The sequence below is a fragment of the Rhizobium sp. S163 genome (assembly GCF_030380805.1).
Lineage (GTDB): Bacteria > Pseudomonadota > Alphaproteobacteria > Rhizobiales > Rhizobiaceae > Rhizobium.
The window spans coordinates 1-2,856 of record NZ_JAUDSA010000001.1; the positions used below are offsets into that span (position 1 = coordinate 1).

General features: G+C 61.0%; 4 protein-coding genes and 1 pseudogene. All 5 read right to left on the minus strand.

Annotation, left to right across the window (positions count from 1 at the left end; all coding sequences use genetic code 11):
• Positions 1-27 precede the first annotated feature (27 nt).
• A complete protein-coding gene (locus tag QTL96_RS00005) occupies positions 28-327 on the minus strand; it encodes a hypothetical protein (protein WP_112822694.1) in 300 nt (99 codons plus the stop codon).
• Positions 327-1,964, minus strand: a complete 1,638-nt coding sequence (locus QTL96_RS00010; protein WP_289726221.1) for an IS66 family transposase — start codon at positions 1,962-1,964, stop codon at positions 327-329. Before QTL96_RS00010 ends, QTL96_RS00005 begins: the two co-directional genes overlap by 1 nt.
• On the minus strand, positions 1,957-2,220 hold the full coding sequence (gene tnpB / locus QTL96_RS00015) for an IS66 family insertion sequence element accessory protein TnpB (RefSeq protein WP_354669111.1): 264 nt from the start codon (positions 2,218-2,220) through the stop codon (positions 1,957-1,959). Before tnpB (QTL96_RS00015) ends, QTL96_RS00010 begins: the two co-directional genes overlap by 8 nt.
• Positions 2,195-2,395 carry an IS66 family insertion sequence element accessory protein TnpB gene (tnpB, locus tag QTL96_RS00020; RefSeq protein WP_289726223.1) on the minus strand — a complete coding sequence of 67 codons (201 nt, stop codon included), beginning with the start codon at positions 2,393-2,395 and terminating at the stop codon, positions 2,195-2,197. Before tnpB (QTL96_RS00020) ends, tnpB (QTL96_RS00015) begins: the two co-directional genes overlap by 26 nt.
• 215 nt (positions 2,396-2,610) lie before the next feature.
• A pseudogene (locus QTL96_RS00025) lies at positions 2,611-2,739 on the minus strand (transposase); the annotation flags it as partial.
• Positions 2,740-2,856 lie beyond the last annotated feature (117 nt).

Consider the following 2,856-nt stretch of genomic DNA (forward strand, 5'->3'; position numbering starts at 1 on the left):
GTAACCATCCGGGCTAGGCCGCAGACCTTATGTATTTAGCTCATCAGCGATGATGCGTTCGATCTTTTCCGGATCACATTGCTCGTCGATAAGGAACTGCCGAACACCTCCGTCCCAGGTGCGGACATCAGCGAGGAACTCCTGCAAGCTTTCGATTCCCCGGTCCGTTAAGGTCATGATGCCCTCTTCGCTGCCGTCGTGGGCATAAATGATCTCGCCGTAGTCGATGTTGTCCGAGTTGCCGGCGATCTTCCGGATGAGTTCGATGTTCTCGCCGATCAGTTTGGCGACGTAATCGATCGTGTAGACATGGGTCGGGCGCGCCATCAGGCAGCCACCTGCCGGGTGTGGCCGTTGGCGGGCCAGTTCCACGGCAATAGTTCGGACAGCTGTGACACGGGAAGGTTGGGCATGCGGGCGAGCACGTCGGCCAGCCAGGCCTGCGGATCGATATCGTTCATCTTAGCCGTGACGATCAGGGAATACATGAAGGCAGCACGCTCGCCGCCGCGCTGGGAGCCAGCGAATAGCCATGCCTTTCTTCCCAGAGCGATTCCGCGCAGAGCGCGCTCTGCCGCATTGTTCGACATGCAGAGCCTGCCATCGTCGAGGAACCGGGTGAAGGCTTCCCAGCGCCCGTCCTTCTCGAACATGTAGTTGATCGCCTTGGCGACAGGATTGTGCTTCGACATCTGGGAACGCTGAGTCATGAGCCAGTCGTGCAGGTCCTCGACAAGCGGACGAGTATGCTGTTGTCGGGCAGCTAATCGTTCCTCTGCGAACGTCCCGTTTATGCCCCGCTCGATGTCGAAGAGCGTATCTATGCGGGCTACAGCCTCGAGCGCGACCGGCGATATCTCGTGGGCAGGTTTGCCCTTGCGCACGTTACCGGCGATATCGGCCAGTTCGAAGAACTTGCGCCGCGCATGGCTCCAGCAGAGCGCGCTCTTGACCGGCTCGGGGCGGCGATCCGCTCGGTAGAGATCGTTGTAGCCGCCGTAGGCATCCGCCTGCAGTATGCCGTGCCATCCGGCAAGATGCGTGTTGGGATGGGTCTTCTCCCTATCCGCAGAGAAGTAGAAGAGTGCCGCGGGAGGCGCGCCGCCCGCGAAGGGACGATCATCGCGAACGTAGGTCCATAACCTTGCCTGCTTCGTTGCACCCCTGGCCAGGAGCGGCACGGTGGTGTCGTCGCCATGAAGCCGACCGGCGGCCAGCACATGGGCGCGGATCAGATCATGAATCGGCTGCAGTGCCGTTGCACAGGCTCCAACTTGGTCGGCCAGCGTAGAGAGGCTGAGATCGACGCCCTCCTTGGCGTAGCGCTCGGCTTGGCGGTTCAATGGCTGGTGCTGACCGAACTTCTCGAACAGGATCGTCGCGAGCAGGTTCGGTCCCGCCCATCCGCGTGGTGTTGCATGGAAAGGTGCCGGTGGCTGGCTGATCTTCTCGCAGTCCCGGCAGGTAAACTTCTCGCGCACCGTCTGGATTACCTTCCACCGGCGCGGGAGCACCTCCAGCGTCTCGGTGATATCCTCGCCCATCTTAACGATCCGGGCTGAGCCACAGCAGTTGCAGGTCGAGGGTGCCTCGATGATCAGCCGTTCGCGCGGCAGGTGCTCGGGAAACGGCTTGCGGACCGGGCGGCGGCGTTCAAAGGCTGGAACTTGCACAACCTCCGCCGCCACGCGTTCCGCGGCGATCTCGTCCTCGGTGGCGTCGGCCTCAAGTTCTTCGAGCTGCAATTCCATCTGGTCGATCAGCCGGGCGCGTCGTTCCGAACTCTGACCATATTGCTCGCGACGTAACTTGGCGATCTCGAGCTTGAGGTGCCGGATCATCGCCTCGGACGTCGTCACGACAGCACGCACCTGTGCGAGATCAGCCTCGGCAGAAGCGGCACGCGCTTCGGATTGCGCGAGCGCGGCGCGCAGTCTGGCTATCTCCGAAGCAGCATCATCCATGGCAAAAAGCTACCATGCAACGCGCTGAAAGACCAACAAAAACAGAGCAGTGCAGACAATCAGCCAGCCTTCGAAGGCCGCTGTGTCCAGCGTGGATTGCGCCAGTCGACCCCTTCAGGAGATAGCCGAGTTGCGCAGCCGACACTGGCACGGCAGAGCTACTCTGGCTGACGGGCCAGATAAACTTTCCAGCTTCCAGCCGCTTCAGGTAAAGCGACATGCCAACGCCGTCATGCCAAAGNGCCAACGCCGTCATGCCAAAGGACTTTGATCAAGTCACCCTTGCGACCGCGGAAGCAGAAGACCTCGCCGCCATGAGGGTCGCGGCCAAGGCCTTCTTGCACCTTCAACGACAGGCTGTTCATGCCGCAGCGCATGTCCGTCACGCCGCCCGCAATCCACACCTTCACTCCGGGCGGAAAGGCGATCATGACGCGTCCAGAACCGGCAACAGCCGAGCAAGGATAGTTGGATCAAGCGAGGCCGGGATCGTCAGCCGTCGACCGTTCGGTAGGCCGATCTCGATCGTCCTGGCGTCTTCAGGCCGCGGCGGTGAGGCCATCTCGAAAGATGCCGACGGCGGCGAAATCGAAAGCGGTATGAAGCCCGTTGTAGCGGAAACGTTCAGAAGCCCGCTTCGGTATTCCCGACGCCAACGGGTCAACAACGACCGCGACAATCCATAACGCCGCGCCGTCATCGAGCCCTGCCGAAAGCCTCGTAGGCTCTCCTCAACGATCCGGACCTTCTCTTCATCCGACCAATCTCGTCGGCGACCAAAATGGTCGGCCGGTAAGACCTCAATGGGGGAAATGACTGTAGCGCATGACATAAGGCATGGACTTAAAGCCAATCAGCAAATCACAACAGACGGCCTTCGGCGGAGGGGTAC

Excerpts from the sequence above, each read along its gene's own strand:
- QTL96_RS00010 (WP_289726221.1), bottom strand. The coding sequence starts at position 1,964 with ATGGATGATGCTGCTTCGGAGATAGCCAGACTGCGCGCCGCGCTCGCG.
- QTL96_RS00005 (WP_112822694.1), bottom strand. The coding sequence starts at position 327 with ATGGCGCGCCCGACCCATGTCTACACGATCGATTACGTCGCCAAACTG.